This window comes from Paenibacillus sp. FSL R10-2734, from assembly GCF_037963865.1.
Classification (GTDB): Bacteria; Bacillota; Bacilli; order Paenibacillales; family Paenibacillaceae; genus Paenibacillus_AQ.
Genome location: NZ_CP150170.1, coordinates 3,031,821 through 3,049,156 on the forward strand (window position 1 = coordinate 3,031,821; position 17,336 = coordinate 3,049,156).

Here is a 17,336-nt window from a genome sequence, read left to right on the forward strand (position 1 = left end):
GAAGAGGATCATTCGGATGGTAAGAGTACTTAAGCGTAATCATCCCCCAGCTGTCAAATCCTTACGTAATACCTTATTCATCTATCTAGTTATCGGAACTCTACTTCCACTTCTCTTAGTAGGATTCGTAACCTATACCTCTATTTATTCTATTCTTTCAGGAAAAATTGGCAATGGTATAAGTGCAAGCCTGAAACAGGAAGCCTCTAGCTTGGAGAATGCCATCGACAATATGGATTTTGCCTCTAAACAGTTTGCGCTAGATGGTCAGATCGTGGAAGAAATGTCCTCTTTTATTCAAGAAAAGCAAATTTATCGCAAATCGCAAATGATGAACTCCATCAACCAGAAGATCAACCTCGTTAATTTCACGAATCCCTACATTGGACTTACAGCCTACATTATGCCAAGCAGTGATGATCCGGTTCTGTTCACGAATATGAGTGCGCGTAGAAATTTCGATATCAGTACATTACCTTCTTTTATGCGATATAACGGGGCTGATTATTATGGGCCGCATCCCACGATGTATGCCGTCGGCGATAATCTCGTGTTCTCAGAACAGCGCATTGTGCGCGTACCAGGTGAGCATAAGTTATATATTTATTTAGAGACGAATTATAGCCTGCTTCGCAAAATATTTAATCAGGAATCTTATGGGATGAAAGTAAACCATCTACTTGTTAATCAACAGGGAGCTAGCACTTATGTAATTGATGGTAAATTGCCCTCAGGGATTATCAGAGCAGCGGGAAGCAGCTCCAATCTCTCACATGAAACCCTTACCGGATATCATCTGTTTCGATATGCGAGTCCTCAGGGCTGGAAGCTTATTGCAGTAGTTAAAAAGTCCGAATTCAACAGTGAAATTTATTCTTGGTTCTATAAAATGATCCTGCTCGCGTTCTCGACACTACTCTTTGCCGGAGTTCTGGCTTGGATGATTTGGAAAAAGATTTATGGTCCCCTGCGCAAGGTCAACCTTGAAATCAATCGAATGGCAGAAAATGTCACATCTCCAGTTGCCTACACGAATGTGGAAGAGTTTGATTTCGTGCTTAGTAACTTTCAACAGATGAAGAAACAGGTGAATGAGCTGATTGTTGCAGTGGCCCATAATGAGAAGCAGAAGAGCCAATTCGAGATTGAGAAGCTGCTCAGCCAGATCAATCCTCACTTTTTGCACAACACATTAAATACGGTGCAGTGGATGGCAAGGCTTAACGGTCAGAAGGAGATTGATAAGCTAGTCACTCTTCTTGTAAAGGTGCTTCATTATAATTTGGGCAAGCAAAGCATCATTGTTACGATTGGAGAGGAAATTGAAGCGATCCGAAATTATATGGAGCTACAGCGTATCCGTTATGACTATGAATTTGAATTTAATGTGGAGGCTGATGAGGATGTATTGTATGTGGCAGTCCCCAGATTTTTACTTCAACCTCTTGTAGAGAACTCGATTTATCATGGACTAAGTGATAATGGCAGGGTGGATGTCTTGATTACAGAGCATGGCGAAGGAGAAGTTCAGCTGTGTGTAAAAGATAACGGGGCTGGAATGGATACGGATACGTTAGATCAGCTGTTGTCAGAGGATGGCGCCAAGAAACGGGGGCTCGGAATCGGATTCTCGTACGTGAACCGGATGCTTAGAACCTATTATGGAGAACAAATGAAGCTAGAGATGTACAGCAAGCTAGGGGAAGGTACGGTTGTATCTATCGTGATTCCGAGGAAAGGTAAGGAGGACTTCGATGATTAAGGCTGTAGTGGTAGATGACGAGAGACTTGTGCGGAAAGGCTTCATTTCTCTAATCGATTGGTCATCCTTAGGGGTCGTTATTGTTGGTGAGGCGGGAGATGGCAAATCTGCCTTGGAGCTACTTCAACAACAGGAAGTGGATCTGCTATTTGTAGATTTGACTATGCCCGGTATTTCTGGGTTCGAGCTAATTAAACTAGTGAGGCAGAGTTTCGCAGGTATTCGCTGTGTTGTGCTTACTTGTCATCATGAGTTTGACTATGTGCAGGAGGCCATGCGTTTAGGAGCCGTTGATTATATTGTCAAAACTCTGTTAGAGATGGAGAATGCGGATGAGACTATACGTCGTCTAGTCGATCGTATCAAATGGGAGGACAATACACGGGGTGCACTTGTTCATGGTGAAGGAAAAAGGATAGCTGCAGACAAGGCACTGCTCTATTTGCCATTAAGCGATCACTGTAATGAAAAAGAGTTATTTCATCTATCCTTCGTGAAGAATAATCCGTTGATTACCTTTCATGAGATGTGGATGTCGCCCTTGCTTCACCGTTTCTCGGAAGAAGAAGGTAGGCGTGAGCTTAAGAGTCAGCTTTCTGGGAAATGGCAGACCGCGCTCGTCAGTGGGTTAAGGGATCAGTCGTTACAGGAATTGGAGGAGCAGCTCACCACGAAGCTTTGGCATACGCTATTTTATCATTCTAGCTCTGAAGAACTGACCTCTCTGAATTATGAGGAACTAGAGAAGGAAATAGTGGTTCCCAATTTAAAATCGGATGAAGCTGACCTATTCGTGCAGGCTCAAAATCTCAAGTGGACGATTGATGGAAATGAATGGGAGAATTTTGTGGCGAATATCCTCTTGCAGAAGCCAAGGCAGGATAGATTTCTAACGTTCGCACATTCCCTTTTGCAAAGCTGGAGCTTCTTAATTTTGAAGCCTGAGGATGCTATTCAACTGGAACGGGATATTTCGTATAACTTGAACTGGTGCCATTGGAAGACCTGGCTGCGCCGATTTTCTGATCATGTGGGAAGGAGAATGCTCGAGCTAGGATTGACTAAAGAGGTTATGTCTTGCCTTATTCGCGCAGTTCGTTACATGCAGAGCCATGCAGGTGACAAAATCAATCAGAGTGACGTAGCGGCTGAAATTAATATGAGCCGTGGTTATTTCAGTCAATGCTTCGCTCGTTTTGCCGGGGAAACATTCGGTGAATGCTTACGGGGGATGAGGCTTGAGTTGGCTAAATCATTATTGCTGGATACTTCACTGCCCGTTTGTGAGATTGCTTCAAGGTCTGGCTTTGAAGATGACCGTTATTTCAGTAGACTGTTCAGGGAACGCATTGGTCAACTGCCGCGTGAATATCGTGCGGAGGGGAAGGGTCAATGATGAGATTGTGGAGCTACTTCCTCCTACTTGTAATGATCATCGGACTTACATCATGCCGTGACCAGAGTAAAACAGTAGATTCTACTCGAAATCCTCAGGGAGAGGTCGAAGATGCTTCTGTAACGTATAGCAAATATGAAGATCCGATCGTGATCCGAATAGGATTCAAGGTTCCCGATTCCAGGCTAAATACAGGTGACAGCAACGATAATAATCCGATCACCCGTTATTTGGAGAGCATTACGAATATCAAGGTTGTTCACTCTTGGGAAGCGAAGGGTGAAGATGCTTTTTATCAAAAAGCACAGCTTGCGATCGATAGCAATGATTTGCCGGATGCGATGGTTGTTGATCGAGATCAATTGAAGAAACTTATTGATAATGACATGATAGAAGACCTTACAGAGACCTACGAAGTATATGGCTCTGAGTTAATTAAGGATATGTACAATTCTACTCAAGGGGAGGCATTATCCGATGCTTCTCGATACGGCAAATTATACGGATTACCTAATGTAGCAATTGATGCGGATTCGCCTGTTCTACTCTGGGTGCGTCAGGATTGGCTGGATAAACTGGAGCTGCACGCACCGCGAACCTTCGAAGATATTAAGAACATTGCGAAGGCTTTTATTGAGAAAGACCCCGATGGCAATGGAAAAAGAGATACTGTTGGGCTCAGCGGCTACAAGAATATCATTTATGGGACAAAGCCATTAGTAAATGGTTTGGATGGTGTGTTTAGTGCATTGCATGCTTTTCCTACCAATTGGATTAAAGATAACGCTGGAAACATCGTATACGGATCCATTACACCTGAGACCAAACAAGCGCTGGCCAAGCTGGCTGATTGGTATAAAAGAGGGTTGCTGGACCCCAATTTTGCACTTTATAAAGAAACTCAGGAGCCTATTATTACAGGGAAATCAGGGATGTTCTTTGGCCCGTGGTGGATGCCATATTATCCTTTGTCAGAGGCGGTTGCTCTCGATACTAAAGCAGAATGGAGAGCGTATGCAGCTCCACTTGATGATTCGGGTAAATTTGTTGCTCACTTGGCTCCGGTAACAGACCGTTACCTTGTTGTACGTAAAGGTTTCGAGCATCCAGAGGCGATTATGAAGCAGTTAAACGTGTTTACAAGACTTGAGCGAAGACAAGACCCTAATTCGGAGGAAGTTAAGAAGTTGGATGATTTCTCTGCGCAAACAGGAATTCAGCTGCGTGCTTATTATCCGTTTGACTTGCTAATTGATTATTCGGATGCAATAGAGAAACATTATGCAGATATTCAGCAAGCTTTACATGGCAAAATAGACCCGGATACATTAAATCCAGATACCCGTCTCATCTATGATCAATGGGTGGAGGACACTGAACAACCAAAGAAAGATCTAGAAGGCTGGAAAGCAGCGAATGCATATAAATACGGCGTTGCCGTCTTAACCTCAACGGCTATTGAGGGAGTGCGGGGAGTCTTTTATGGAAACACCAAACTAATGAAGAGCAAGTGGACGGAACTTCAGAATTTGGAGAGTGAAGCATTTTTGAATATCATTGTGGGCGATTCATCGATTAGTGACTTTGATGTTTTTGTAGAGAAATGGAAGAGCCTAGGTGGGGAAGAGATTACGAAAGAAGTTGCTGAAACTGTAAATATGAAGTAAGCACGGGATGATATAGGTTTTTTCTCTAAAAGTAGCGGAGTGAATGGACTGATTTTGGAAAAGTGGAGTGTCCTCACCAAGGAAACGGGAGCACTGATCGATAATTAGGGAATTCCTCCCTATAATTTTGCTGATTCGTTGGCAAATACCGATATTACTCTGATTTTTAGGGAGGATTTCCCTCTTTCTATTCATTTAAAACATTTACCAGCTATTTTCAGGGAGCTTTTCCCTAATAATTCTCAAACAAAGAAGCTGTCCCTTAAGTAGCCTTTACTACTTTTGAGACAGTTTCTTTGTTTGTCCTATTCTTCGTCAGTACTGATTTTTTGAAGTAAGTAACGAAGCTGCTCTACTTCCTCACTAGTTAATTTGCCAATGAGATTTTTATTGTAATCACTTAAAATAGACTGAAGGATAGGCGAGAAATCGATTGCCTTAGGCGTTGGATACAGTAGGTGAGAGCGTCGATCATTAGGATCTGGTTTTCGTTCAATGTATCCCGAATTCTCTAATTGCTTCACGGAACGTGCGGTGGTGGCTTTATCGAATTTCAATTCGGAAGTTAATTGATCTTGTGTAATCCCTGGTTTGGAAAGAATCAATTTGAGAAAGCTATGCTGCCCACCGCTACCTATTCCATAGGGCATGAATTTTTTTACCAATTGCTTTTGATTTTGACGATGAAAATAGGAAATCAATTTTCCTATAGGTTCTTTTTCCAAGATGTAGACACCTCTTTGGGTTTATAGTTCGCGTATTTGCTACTCTCAGACAAAGTGTACAATAAAGTCGTTGCGTACGCAACTAAATTGATGTACACTGGGTAAGCAAGTTTGGTTGCGTGCGCAACTAAACGCTGATTATACATTCAATGAGGTGTTAGTTTATGAGTTCTATTAGTGCATCCTATCAGGAAGACAAAGTAATTCAGAAGAAACGCTGGATGATATTAATTGTCCTGAATATTTTCACCTTTATGTCCACGCTTGATGGTAGTATTGTCAACATCGCTCTGCCTGAATTATCGAAACAGCTAAAGCTACCTATGGCACAAATTGAATGGGTAACCACAGGTTATTTGATGGCGATCTGTGCAGCGATTCTTTTCTTCGGGAAGCTTGGAGATATTGTTGGGAAGATTCGAATCTTTAAGATTGGAACGATTGTTTTTGTTATTGGTTCTATGCTGTGTGGCTTCAGTTTAAGTTTACCTGCATTACTTGCTTCGCGCGTCATTCAGGCTATAGGAGCTTCGATGACCATGGCGAACAGTCAGGGAATAGTTACGGATATCTTTCCAGCCAACGAGCGGGGGAAAGCTCTTGGTTTCATAGGTACATTCGTGTCTCTGGGAAGTATAGCAGGCCCTAGTTTAGGTGGGATTATGGTTTCGACACTAGGCTGGGAATATATCTTTTGGGTGAACATTCCAATTGGAGTGATCGTCATCCTGTTAGGCTGGAAGGTACTGCCTAAGGATTTAACTAGGACGAAATCTACAATAGACGTACCAGGTAGTATGCTCTTCGCTATTTTTATTATAAGTTTGTTCGCGGGGCTATTATTGGGCCAGCAGCTCGGTTATGGCGACAGCTTAATTGTGACATCTTTAATCGTAGCTGGAATCAGCTTCATTGCTTTCTTGTGGACGGAGCTTCGTAGAAAAGAACCGCTTCTGCAATTGTCATTATTTAAGAATCCGTTGTTTTCATTAAGTATTTTATGTGGTTTTCTCGTGTTTACAGCGAATTTCTGCTTTAATATTATCGCGCCGTTTTATGCACAGAATATGCTGAATCTATCGCCCTTTGAAGCGGGATTTCTGTTGATGCTGTTACCGATCTGTATGGTAGTCGTAGCACCAATAAGCGGTGCATTATCAGATAAAATCGGGTCTGAGTTCCTAACTTTTGCAGGGCTGGTGGTCATGGTTATTGCTCAGTTTGGATTAGCTGAGCTTCATGATGGAAGCTCTGTTGTGCTAGTAGGCGTGTGGATCGCTATGCTAGGAATAGGTAGTGGTCTGTTTCAATCACCGAATAATTCACTTGTTATGTCTAAGGTGCCTAGGACTCAGCTTGGTTCTGCGGGCAGCGTCAATTCACTAGTTCGTAATGTGGGCATGGTCGTCGGTATTACGATTGCTACGACCATTCTCTTTCATGTGATGAGTAGTGAAGCAGGTTATCGGGTAACAGGTCTAGTTCCAGGTCGACCAGAGTTGTTTATCAGTGGCATGCATGTAGTATTCATGACTTCGGCATCCATATGCTTTGTGGCTGCATTGCTAACGGGGTGGAGAATGCTGAGTGCAAGAAGCGCAAGAATGCAGACTTCAGAAAGATAATATGAAATAAAGAAGAAGATCCTTCTGACGCTACGGCGTGGAAGGATCTTCTTTGTGATGATATTGAAGGGCTTTCTTAACGGCTTGCAAGTATTGATACCGATAATGTTCATCCGGTTCTAAATAAGCACCCTCAGCCCACTCGTTCCAAGCGTTAATATAAATAAAATCACTTTTGAACATGTTCTTGGCCCTCTCAATTTGTCGTGACAGGTATTGACCGAATTTGTGAGGATTTGCACCTAAAGTACTTTGTCCGGCAGCACCTTTGCGTGGTGTATTATCCCAGTTAACAAATGCTCCCGGATATATAATTTCCCCGTCCCTGTGGGGTGTCCGCTCTAACATGGATTCCCATAACTCATCATAATCAATAACGATATGCTTCTGATCCTCAACCTGCTTGGAGCTCCATAAATGTTTAACGCCGCCATGTGCAAATGTGTAGTGAGGCTCAAATTCCAGACTGGCATCGAACCCTTGCTCTGACGTAAGAGGGAATCCGCCCAGCGTCCTGACCAGATGAAGCCCTTTTAGTCCGTTTTGCTGAGCTAAATCACGCCAACATTGAAGCATTTCATCACAGCGAGGGATGCTGGAGGATCTGTAGATAATAAATACTGGTTTGCCATCTACGCAAATATATCGTTCATCTCTGAATGCTTCCAACAAAGTATAAAAATGCATTCGCCAATCCCGTTCTTCTCCATATTCCTGTGGCATCAAGACATCTTCTTCGGTGCCATCCCAGCTTCGTGTCCAAGGTTCGTTAGCCCAAGAGAGGCAAAAGGGGAAGTCAGGCTCTTTGCTGTCAATAATTTGTTGAACCGGTTGTTCCAGAAGTCGCTTGCCATTGAACCAATAGTGATAATAACAAAAACCGTATATGCCATGAGCCCTTGCTGTCTCGGCCTGCCATTGCTTCACTTTAGGGTCCGTTAAATCATAGTAGTTATTATTTAAAGGCTTCTTGGGCTGATCATGTCCAGGATAAAGGGCTTCAGCCTTCCTGACATTTGTCCATTCTGTAAAACCCTTCCCCCACCAGAAGTCATTCTCTGTGATCTGATGGAACTGAGGTAATACAAAAGCGATGCATTTCAAGTCAGCTCACCCCCTATGGTTCCGTGAATATTTTATTGAGCAGCAGCTTTCCTTGCTGAAGATAAGAATGGTTGTACTTCACGTTCTTTAGAGCACGAGAAGCAGAAATTCTTCTTTCTTCACTATGAGAAATATAGTACTTGAAGCTCTCAGTGAGCTCTTTGAAGTTTTGGAAACGAATGAGATCTTCTTCTGCGATTCGTGAACCCTGGAGATGGGGATGATCTTCCACTAATTGAAATACGCCGCAAGCAGAGACCTCCATAATCTGCTGCACAGAGCCTGTGCAATTGATGACGATCCTCGCTCCATTGTAATAGTTAGACATATCTTTATCGTGCTTAATGTCTAAGAAGTTTCTGATGGGCTCCCAACCGCTGCCGACGGTTATTACCTTGAGGCCATGAAGTAGCTCCGAATAAGCTAGGGTGTGCAGAACACTATTCATTTGAAAATGGCCGAGAATAAGTACATCACTGTGATAACAGTTCTCTACACGCCTTGGATAATAGAGCTCCGTATCCGTAGCATAAGGAAGATAACTCGAATATTTCCCCTGTAAACCCTGATAATAAATTAGATTAACTATGTTCTGCGTGAAAATATAATCGAATAACAGTGCCAGATTACGTTCTGTTCGGGTAAGACAGGTCGCATCTGCCATCCATACGGCTTTAGGAACATTTGAAGCTTTCAGGGCAGGGATATTCTCCTCAGGGAACATTGTCTCGGATCCCAGAGCTAGTATCAGATCAGGCTGATACTGGGCTAAATATTGCTCTAGATTATGCTGAAACTTAATGGCAAGCACTTCTTTGACCAGATGTCTTAGCTGATCTTTAAAAAGTCGTACATTAAGCAATTTATTGCTTATCCCTGAGGGGACCAGAAGCAATACTCTTAATTGCTTAAGCTCCCGTTTTATAGTCTCCGCTCTATAAGAGTTCATCTCAAGAATGAGATTAGGGTGTTGCGATTGATTAACTTGGCTGATGCTGACTTTGTGAGTTGGGGGCCTTTGAGGAGTGAGCAAATTAGCTGTCTTCTTCATAATTCCTCCTGTATTCTTTGGAGCCAGTCGTCTGCTCTAGCACCTAGTCTTGCTAATCAGTATATGTGTAGGTGGATCTTTTGACTTTAGGTATAAGACCATTAATATGAATCCCGAAGGAAAAAGCGGATTTAGTAAAAGCTGTATATCTATCTATGACAGGGTTGGCTTGTTTAACATAAGATATACTATAAACTTGAAAGGGATGATTGCTGTGCCAACTTTCGATAGCATTCTAGTTACAGGGAGTCAGACCATTCAAAATGATCTGCATGTTTATGGGAATGAGACTATCGATTCAAATCTACATTTGAATGGAAGTCAGACTATAATGGGAAGCCTGAATGTGAACGGTAGTGAATCCATAGCAGGTCATTTGGGGGTTACAGGTGAAATTAGCGGTGCAGGCACCATAAAAGCTGCAACCCGTTTGATCACTGTGAATCAGGCTTTGACACCAGTAGCAGCACCTACGAGCCTTCAACAAGTCAGATATTTCGCTGTGGGAGTTGCAGGTCAGACAGGACTTGTGCTGAAGGGCACGGATGGAAATGACTATGTATTATTTATTGATTTGACTGGGGGAACACCTCATATTGGGATCCAACGGGCTTAATTCCAATAGCATTAATATATTCAAACTCTGAATAATAAAAAAACAGCAAGTCTCCTAGGTACAAATAGGGACTTGCTGTTTGATGTTTCTATTAATTTTTAAAGCTGTGAATTGGAGCGGGAATTCGTCCGCCTCGGTTAACGAAGTTCGCGCAGTTGAAGCCGTTAACAGCCATTACTGGTGCATATCCAAGGAGGCCGCCGAATTCGACGATTTCGCCAACATCCTTGCCGATGACAGGAATGACGCGAACAGCAGTTGTTTTGTTATTGACCATTCCAATCGCAGCTTCATCAGCGATGATGCCAGAGATCGTCTCTTTGGTGGTACTTCCCGGTATAGCAATCATGTCCAATCCTACAGAACATACACAGGTCATGGCTTCTAGCTTCTCGAGAGTAAGGGCACCACGCTGAACGGCCTGAATCATTCCGTGGTCTTCACTGACCGGAATAAAAGCTCCACTTAGTCCGCCGACATAGGAGGAAGCCATAACGCCACCTTTTTTAACATTGTCATTTAGAATTGCCAGAGCGGCTGTTGTTCCTGGTGCGCCAGCTTCTTCCAGACCCATGACTTGAAAGATCTCCGCAATGGAGTCGCCAATTTCTGGTGTTGGAGCCAGAGATAGATCGATAATCCCAAAAGGTACGTTCATCCGTTTGGACGCTTCCTGTGCAACTAGTTGTCCCACACGCGTAACTTTAAACGCAGTCCGTTTGATCGTTTCACACAGGGTTTCGAAGTCCTGTCCTTTCACTTCCTCTAACGCACGCTTGATTACACCTGGACCGCTGACACCTACATTGATGACACATTCCCGTTCACCAACACCGTGAAATGCCCCTGCCATAAAAGGATTATCCTCGACGGCATTACAGAAGACAACCAGCTTTGCACAGCCGATGGAATCCCGATCTTTAGTGCGTTCCGCAGTTTGAATAATGATGTCACCCATTAATTTGACAGCATCCATATTGATTCCACTTCTGGAGGAGCCAACGTTGACGGAGGAGCAGACTCTTTCAGTGACTGCCAGCGCTTCTGGGATACTGTCGATTAGAATGCGATCGCCTTTGGTGCAGCCTTTTTGCACAAGTGCAGAGAAGCCACCAATAAAGTTAACACCAACTTCTTTGGCAGCCTTGTCCAAAATTTCCGCTACAGGTACATACGTATCCGTCTTTACTGCTCCAGCGGCAATAGCAATAGGAGTCACAGAAATCCGTTTATTAACAATCGGAACACCGAATTGTCTTTCTAGATCTTCACCTGTTTTGACAAGCTTCTCGGCGGATCTAGTAATCTTGTCGTATACATTTTGGTTAAAGGTTCTCATATCTGTATGGGCACAATCCATGAGGCTGATCCCCATCGTTATGGTACGCACATCCAGATTCATTTCACGGATCATCTTATTCGTTTCTTGTACTTCCACCAGTGATATCATGGTCATCCTCCTAAATGCGGTGCATAATATTAAAAATATCCTCATGCTGAAGCTTGATTTCCACGCCGATCGATTCGCCGAGCAAATGCAAATCCTCAACAATATCCTCAAAAGCTTTAGTCGAGGCAGAAATGTCTACAATCATCATCATGTTAAAATAATCTTGTACAATCGTCTGAGAAATATCCAGAATGTTCAAATTGTGCTCGGCAAGATATGTACATACCTTGGCAATAATCCCTACTTTGTCTTTTCCTAATACAGTAATAATTCCCTTCATGATTACAGCCTCCCTTTGTATATGGTGATTAAGCCGTGTAAACGGAATGAACCATTCCAATCATTATTGCAAATGCTGAAGCAAGCTTCAACCAAAGGTTTTTTGTCAGTTTGATTATTTTTTTGAAAAGTCCTATGAAATCAAAGAAAATTCAATTGACAGTATATAAAAAATGTGATGAAGTGATAAGTTGATAAGATACTCTGAAGGAGTAAATATGAATACACAAAAATATAAAGATATGGTTGAAGAGCGAACCAAACAAACCCTCCAGAAATGGTCGGAACTGTCGGAAGTTAAAGAGAAGGACATTTATCGTTTTTTGCATAATTTGAAAGGCACGGCTGGAACTGTTGGGTTACAAGAAGTTGAACAATTTGCCGATGCAACGTTGCCCTATTTCACGGAAAGCAGCTTCAAGAGCTGGTCTGCTGAAGAGTGGGGGGACTATTTGTACCCGCTTATTCAACTTTTTGACCAAGATTCATCGATTACTATAGATTCAGTTAAGCAGTTAGACAAAAAAAGAAATAATGTTGCGCTCCCACTTAATGATATTTTGCTTATTGATGACGATGTAGAGTTAGTTGCTTATTTAAAAGAATCATTAGAGAAGCAGAACTATTATGTAAGCATAGCCTTATCCGCTGAACGAGGTCTCAAGATTTTTTATGAAAGCAAACCGGATCTGATTCTTCTAGATATTCTGTTGCCAGATATCAGCGGGATTGAGGTCTTAAATCAAATTATCGGCAAAGCCAAAAAAGAACGTATTCCTATCATCATTATAAGTGGGGAGTACTCCAAAGCGACTCAATTGCATGCCTATCGACTGGGTGTGATGGATTTTTTACCGAAGCCTGTAGATATTGATTTATTTCTGGCTCTGATCAAAAACCGCTTTGAGATGAAGAGAGAATGGCAGGAGTCTATCATTGTGGATGAATTGACGGGTGCGTTTAATCGAAAACACTTTAATCAAGTGATGAAGCAGCTGATTTGCGATTTTAAGCGTACGGAAAGGGTATTTACATTAGCGCTAATTGATCTGGATTATTTCAAAAAGATTAATGATACATATGGTCATCTAATCGGAGACGAAGTATTACAGACTTTATCTGAGCTTGTACAGAGCTCAATCCGGATGGAAGATACCTTTTGCCGTTTTGGTGGAGAGGAGTTTGCTGTGTTCCTGCCAAATACGGATGCGAGTTCTGCCTTATCAGTGATACAGCGCATTCAGGAGCAATTTGCTGCCACCGACTTTTTTGCGAAGAATGAAATCTTTCAAGTAACCTTCTCTAGTGGGATATCTGAGGTAACAGAAGCTGAGAATATTGCCGATAAAATTGTAGAGGAAGCAGATCAGGCACTTTATGCCAGTAAGTACGCCGGAAGGAATCAGACGACGCTCTACACGAATAATCTATCGTCTACTAAAAAGCGCTCGGTTCTAAATGTAATTATTGTGGATGATGATGCGTTGATTCGTAGAATTGTGACTCATCAGTTCGCCACTTGGGAGCCAGAAGATATTACTGAAGTGAAGATCAGCAGTTATGCGAACGGGCTGGATTTCTTGCAATCGGATTGGTATTCCGTCGATGAGAAATATATTATTCTGCTAGATGGAGTGATGCCGGATCTTGATGGAGTAGAAGTACTGGAAAGAATTCGCAAGACATATCCAGAAGTGAATATATTAGTGATCATGCTGACAGGAAGAAATAATCAGGCGGATATTATACATGCCCTGCAGATGGGCGCTGATGATTATGTAGTAAAACCAGTTCACATGCCTGAGCTGTTGTCTCGGATGGAACGATTGGCTCATAGATTCTTGTTCTAACACGAAGGGAATTATACAAATATGCAAAAAATATTGGTAGTGGATGATGAAGAAGTTTTACGAATGTTAATCGAGGATACATTGGAAGATTTAGAGAATGTTGAGATTCACACCGCTGATAATGGTCTAGAGGCACTGACTAAGCTATCCGCGGATCATTTTGATCTAGTGATTCTAGATTATATGATGCCGGAAATGACAGGGATTGAAGTGCTCCAGCAGCTGGATGAGGAGAAGAAAAAAGCTACAGCTATTTTAATGCTAACAGCCAAGGCTCAAGATGTAGATCGAATTCGAGCAGTTGATGCTGGAGCGCGTTATTTCATGCCGAAACCATTTAGTCCGATGGAACTCTTGCAGATTGTGGAGGGGATCCTAAGTGGTGAAGAAAAGTAGTTCTAATCACAGTATAAAAAATAGATATTTACGCATTATTGTTGTTGTGTTCTCTTTAATCGTCATTATGGGAACTGTATTCTTTCTTTTCATAAACTATGAGCAAGATGAGTTAAGTAGAGACCGTGAAACTTTACAGTTTAAAGCAGACACGATTAGCGAAATGGCGAGCACTTTAAATGAGGTGTTTTTTCGAGCTAGGGGATTTACTTTGCTTAAGGACGCGAATGAATTAAAGCTCTTAAACACAGCCCTCGCTAACTTTGATCAGGTGCTGGATAAGTATTCTAATCTTAATTTAAGTTCCGAAGAAGCCTTGTTTAGGGATGGTTTAAAATCATTTTATGACCAATATAAAAATAAAACTCTACCAGAAGCGATTCGGCTTGTCGAGGCTGATGATTACGAAGCTATGAGAGCTTTAGCTGGAGAAGGTAGTACTAAATCAGTGAATGATTTTCTTGCGTATACGAAAGAGTACAGATTGCGATCAGATACCGCATTAAACAATATGGCACTGGATTATATTAAACGGGCTAACGAATTTACTTTTATCTCCTTTTTTTTCAGCACAATAATTCTGCTCTTCTTCACTTTTATGATTTGGCGGATTCTTAGGAACTTGATTAATCCCATTCTGAAGCTGGAAGGTGCAACTCATTCATTGGCTGCCGGTGAGGAAATTCTTCTGGGTAATCTTAAGAGTCAGGATGAAATCGGTCGACTTTATACTGCATTTCTAAATATGGCGAGAAGTATTCAGGACAAAGAAGAAGAATTGATGATGCAGAATGAAGAGCTACATGCGCAGCAGGACGAACTTCAGGATCAGCAGTACAGACTGCAACGCTCGCTTAGTGAAATAGAGAGTATGATGAAAGCACTAGATCAGTCGTCTGCGGTTGGGATTCTTACAGATAAAGGAGTCTTTACCCACACGAATGATAATTTAAGCAGATATACCGGCTATAAAAAGTCTGAAATTATTGGTTTTACCTACAAATTATTCGAACTCTATAATATATCTAGAGAACAAATGCAGAAGATCTTCAACAAATTAAATACGGGTGGGGTATGGAGCAATGAGCTTCAGATTCTGACGAAAGACGGATCGCCAATCTGGATGCATCTGACTATCGTACCATACCTGAACAATGATGGAGTGATTTATCAGTATATTCTCATTGCGTATAATATCACATCCATGAAAAGTGTACAGCTGGAGCTGGCGGAAACGCTGAAGAATACGGAACAGACTACAAAGATGCTTGAGCTTTATAATCAGCTGAATCATGACATTACCTATACCTTAGATAAACATGAATTTGCAGATAAGTTTATTCAATTTATACATCGCATGTATTCCTTTGATTCGAGTTTCTTCCTGCTAGTGAAAGATAAGATTGCGGCTGTAAAAGGAATTCCTCAGGAAAATGTACAGCGGTATATCGATAATGAGAACAATGAAATGTTATATCGTTTGAAGTCAGAAAAGTCATATGTGGTTAAGCGTTTAGCCACGCAATCGGAACAGGGAATTTCTGCGAATGAGGTCTACTGTTACGATTTCTATACTACTGTTGTAAATGCTGAAGATGAGATTTTAGCTGTATTCTGCGGAAGCCGGATTGGGCATTCTTTCAGTAATGAAGAGATTAATGAGGTTCAAGGGATGATGAACCGCGTAGCTCTGGTGATTGAACGATTAGTCATGTATGAAGAGATTGAACATGGGCGAAAGCTGAACCGCGATATCGTGAATAATGTAAACGAAGGGATTCAGTTCGTAAATACTGAAGGCATGATGCTGCAGATGAATAAAGCGCTGTGTAATATTGTTAACTATGACTGGACTGAAGGTACAGTGATTCCTAGAAAAGAATGGATGGATTATTTCATCGAACGCTCGAACGAGAACGATGAACTTCGGTTGTTTTTTGAGCAAGCAATCGCTGAGAATGCTCTGGAATCCAGCAGTATGCAATATTCCATTGGCGCAGAATCAAAGAAGCATATCGATGTTTATGCGATTCCTGTTTTCCGTCGTGAGCTCCGAATAGGTACATTGTTCGTCTACAGAGATATCACTAGGGAGTACGAACTGGATCTTATGAAATCTGATCTTGTCAGTACGGTAAGTCATGAGCTGAGAACGCCATTGTCGAGTGTACTAGGATTCACGGAATTATTATTGACCAAAACCATGAAGCCTGAGAAGCAGCTGAAGTATCTGGAGACGATTCATAAGGAAGCGAAGCGATTGACTGAGCTCATTAATGATTTTCTAGATCTGCAGAGAATGGAATCAGGTAAGCAGCAGTATATCACGGAGCATGTGAATCTCAGTGAAATTGTGCTTGGGGTGATCGATCAATATAAACTTAGCAGCATACATCATGTGCTGTTGGTGGATGAAGCTCTTAATGCAGAAGTGGATGTGGACAAGGATAAGATTGTCCAAGTTCTAACGAATCTGTTAAGTAATGCGATTAAGTTCTCGCCTGTTACTAGTGAAATAAAGGTACTGCTGCATAATGAGCCAGGTCAAGTAATTGTGCGCATTCAGGATAATGGTCTTGGCATTCCTAAGGATCAAATAGGACAGCTATTCCAAAAATTCAGAAGGGTCGATAACAGTGCCTCCAAAAGAATTGGTGGAACAGGTCTCGGTCTTGCCATTTGTAAAGAAATTATAGAGAAACAAAAGGGGACCATCGGTATTAATTCGGTAGAGGGAGAAGGGACGACCGTTTGGTTTAACCTCCCAATCCTCCATTCGGAAACAAGCAGACAGCAAGATGAGCTAAACAAGTGGAATGCAGATAAAGAGCTCAAGCCTAATGTAATGATCGTTGAAGATGATTATAGTCTTTCGTTACTTTTATCAGAAGAGCTTAAAGGGAAGGGCTTCCGTGTTACCCATCACTATCATCCGGGGCAAGCCTTTGATCAAGCCTTAAAAACAACATTTGTTGCGATAGTGGTTGATTTGATGCTTGGGGATGAACTGGACGGTTGGGATTTGATCCGAATGCTGAAAAATGATTCGAGAACAGAGAATATTCCGATAGTTATTTCTTCTGCTCTAGATCAATCGGATAAGAACCAACTGAATGATGTGATTCAGAAGTATTTAACGAAACCTTATCCGCCTGGCGAGCTATCGAATACGCTTGAAGAGATTGTGAAGATAAAGATGGGGGTAGGCGAGGTATTATTTCCCCAAAGTAAGAAGGATTTATAGTTTTTATTTATCACAATATTTTATAAATAGTATTACTTTTTATAATGAAACCGATCAAATCAGGGTAAATCATACTGTTTTGATCGGTTTTTACGTACTTTATTGATACTTTTTCAATAATTTACAGTTTTTAGGTGAAATAGACTTCATTGATCGTTTACAATTATTGTG

The 17,336-nt window shown here is 41.7% G+C and carries 13 protein-coding genes; 8 read left to right on the plus strand and 5 right to left on the minus strand.

Features of this window, described 5'->3' with window-relative positions:
- The first annotated feature begins 16 nt into the window (after window positions 1–16).
- Genes NSS67_RS13210 through NSS67_RS13220 form a run of 3 tightly spaced genes read left to right on the plus strand, consistent with a single transcriptional unit; the run spans window position 17 to window position 4,825 of the window.
- Entirely contained in the window at window positions 17–1,762 is a 1,746-nt protein-coding gene (locus NSS67_RS13210) for a histidine kinase (RefSeq protein ID WP_339319954.1), read from the plus strand.
- Entirely contained in the window at window positions 1,755–3,158 is a 1,404-nt protein-coding gene (locus NSS67_RS13215) for a response regulator (protein WP_339319955.1), read from the plus strand. The genes NSS67_RS13210 and NSS67_RS13215 overlap by 8 nt, the downstream gene beginning before the upstream one ends.
- Window positions 3,155–4,825, plus strand: coding sequence for an extracellular solute-binding protein (locus tag NSS67_RS13220; RefSeq protein WP_339319956.1), 1,671 nt, complete (start codon window positions 3,155–3,157; stop codon window positions 4,823–4,825). The genes NSS67_RS13215 and NSS67_RS13220 overlap by 4 nt, the downstream gene beginning before the upstream one ends.
- A gap of 305 nt (window positions 4,826–5,130) precedes the next feature.
- On the opposite strand, the gene NSS67_RS13225 is transcribed toward NSS67_RS13220, so the two are convergent.
- Window positions 5,131–5,550, minus strand: a complete 420-nt coding sequence (locus tag NSS67_RS13225; RefSeq protein WP_339319957.1) for a MarR family winged helix-turn-helix transcriptional regulator — start codon at window positions 5,548–5,550, stop codon at window positions 5,131–5,133.
- Window positions 5,551–5,714: 164 nt separating this feature from the next.
- On the opposite strand from NSS67_RS13225, the gene NSS67_RS13230 reads away from it, so the two are divergent.
- Window positions 5,715–7,175: an MFS transporter gene (locus NSS67_RS13230; RefSeq protein WP_339319958.1), complete on the plus strand. Its 1,461-nt coding sequence runs from the start codon at window positions 5,715–5,717 to the stop codon at window positions 7,173–7,175.
- A gap of 30 nt (window positions 7,176–7,205) precedes the next feature.
- Here the strand turns inward: NSS67_RS13230 and NSS67_RS13235 are convergent, their stop codons facing one another.
- Both NSS67_RS13235 and NSS67_RS13240 read right to left on the minus strand, forming a co-directional pair.
- On the minus strand, window positions 7,206–8,279 hold the full coding sequence (locus NSS67_RS13235) for a glycoside hydrolase family 99-like domain-containing protein (RefSeq protein ID WP_339319959.1): 1,074 nt from the start codon (window positions 8,277–8,279) through the stop codon (window positions 7,206–7,208).
- Between the two features lie 13 nt (window positions 8,280–8,292).
- On the minus strand, window positions 8,293–9,330 hold the full coding sequence (locus tag NSS67_RS13240) for a glycosyltransferase (RefSeq protein WP_339319960.1): 1,038 nt from the start codon (window positions 9,328–9,330) through the stop codon (window positions 8,293–8,295).
- A 205-nt stretch (window positions 9,331–9,535) separates the two neighbouring features.
- Between NSS67_RS13240 and NSS67_RS13245 the strand changes: the two genes are divergently transcribed.
- A complete protein-coding gene (locus NSS67_RS13245; RefSeq protein ID WP_339320590.1) occupies window positions 9,536–9,946 on the plus strand; it encodes a hypothetical protein in 411 nt (136 codons plus the stop codon).
- A gap of 91 nt (window positions 9,947–10,037) precedes the next feature.
- Here NSS67_RS13245 and NSS67_RS13250 read toward each other — a convergent pair whose 3' ends face one another.
- Both NSS67_RS13250 and NSS67_RS13255 read right to left on the minus strand, forming a co-directional pair.
- Entirely contained in the window at window positions 10,038–11,393 is a 1,356-nt protein-coding gene (locus NSS67_RS13250; protein ID WP_256989813.1) for a PFL family protein, read from the minus strand.
- A 13-nt stretch (window positions 11,394–11,406) separates the two neighbouring features.
- On the minus strand, window positions 11,407–11,676 hold the full coding sequence (locus tag NSS67_RS13255; protein ID WP_339319961.1) for an ACT domain-containing protein: 270 nt from the start codon (window positions 11,674–11,676) through the stop codon (window positions 11,407–11,409).
- A 217-nt stretch (window positions 11,677–11,893) separates the two neighbouring features.
- Between NSS67_RS13255 and NSS67_RS13260 the strand changes: the two genes are divergently transcribed.
- From NSS67_RS13260 to NSS67_RS13270, 3 genes are read left to right on the plus strand one after another with little or no spacing between them, the layout of a single operon-like run.
- Complete coding sequence (locus NSS67_RS13260) at window positions 11,894–13,525, plus strand: diguanylate cyclase (protein ID WP_339319962.1); 1,632 nt, start codon at window positions 11,894–11,896, stop codon at window positions 13,523–13,525.
- A 21-nt stretch (window positions 13,526–13,546) separates the two neighbouring features.
- Entirely contained in the window at window positions 13,547–13,921 is a 375-nt protein-coding gene (locus NSS67_RS13265; protein WP_339319963.1) for a response regulator, read from the plus strand.
- Window positions 13,908–17,165, plus strand: a complete 3,258-nt coding sequence (locus tag NSS67_RS13270) for an ATP-binding protein (protein ID WP_339319964.1) — start codon at window positions 13,908–13,910, stop codon at window positions 17,163–17,165. The genes NSS67_RS13265 and NSS67_RS13270 overlap by 14 nt, the downstream gene beginning before the upstream one ends.
- Window positions 17,166–17,336 lie beyond the last annotated feature (171 nt).